We start from the raw sequence: 883 nt of genomic DNA on the forward strand, positions 1-883 counted from the left end.
GATCAGTGGCTGCAGGCCGACGAGCAGCGCCGAGAAGCCGGCGGGCATCCCCCTGTGGATCGCCCAGAACACGGCGCCGAGATAGACGCCATGCATCAGCAGGCCGGCAACCGCGGCGTGGCAGGCCTCCGCGCGGGAGGCTTTCCTGGAGCCGAGCACGGTCGTGAGAACGGCGAGCAGGATGGCGGCCAGGACGAAGCGCGCGGCCAGGAAGGTGAAAGGCTCTGCCCAGGGCATGGCATAGCGCGCGCCAATGAAGCCGGTCGCCCACAGGACGACGAAAGAGGCGGGGATGAACCGCTTGATGCTGTGCATGTCCGGGGGGCCTGTCGCTTGGGTGAAGAGGTAACTAGCGCGATTGCTCTAATGCCGTTCAATCCGGCAATCAAAACGAAACGATTGATCCATAAGCTCACTCGAATTCAACACAGGGCGCCACGACAGCCGATAGCTGCCGTTGGATCAGGGGCATGGCGTTCAGCGCGCCATGGGCAGGCATGCTTTTGCATCTCGACACAAGCTGGCTGCTGATGACGGTTGCGACCGTCGCGGTCTTCGGCTTCTTCTTCGGCACCGCGCTCGACGCCATCATGCAGGAGGACGGTTTCGGCTCGACCGGCAACACGCTCCTGTTCACGCTTGGCTTCTTCGTCGCGATCATGGTCGCCAACGAGCACGGCATCAGCCTCAGGGACCTCAAGCTGGCGGTTGCCTGCGGCCTGGGCGGCGCCTTTACCTTCATCAGCGGCATGGCGCTGATCAAGGCAGGCCTGGCGCGCTGGTGATGGGTACGCCGATATTCAGGTGAGGCCGGCCTGCGAATGGCGGTTTCCTGCGCTTCCGGTGCTCACGTACTTCAAGTACGCTCCGCTCCGGTTCTCGG

2 protein-coding genes are annotated in these 883 nt (G+C 63.8%); one reads left to right on the plus strand and one right to left on the minus strand.

What is annotated here, in order from left to right; genetic code table 11:
- A partial coding sequence (locus EOA33_RS37095; RefSeq protein WP_145989571.1) for an EamA family transporter occupies nt 1–315 on the minus strand: 315 nt, incomplete at its 3' end.
- Nucleotides 316–470: 155 nt separating this feature from the next.
- Between EOA33_RS37095 and EOA33_RS37100 the strand changes: the two genes are divergently transcribed.
- Complete coding sequence (locus tag EOA33_RS37100) at nt 471–785, plus strand: hypothetical protein (protein WP_245455368.1); 315 nt, start codon at nt 471–473, stop codon at nt 783–785.
- Nucleotides 786–883 lie beyond the last annotated feature (98 nt).

Origin of the sequence: Mesorhizobium sp. M4A.F.Ca.ET.050.02.1.1, from assembly GCF_003997725.1 — a bacterium.
Lineage (GTDB): Bacteria > Pseudomonadota > Alphaproteobacteria > Rhizobiales > Rhizobiaceae > Mesorhizobium.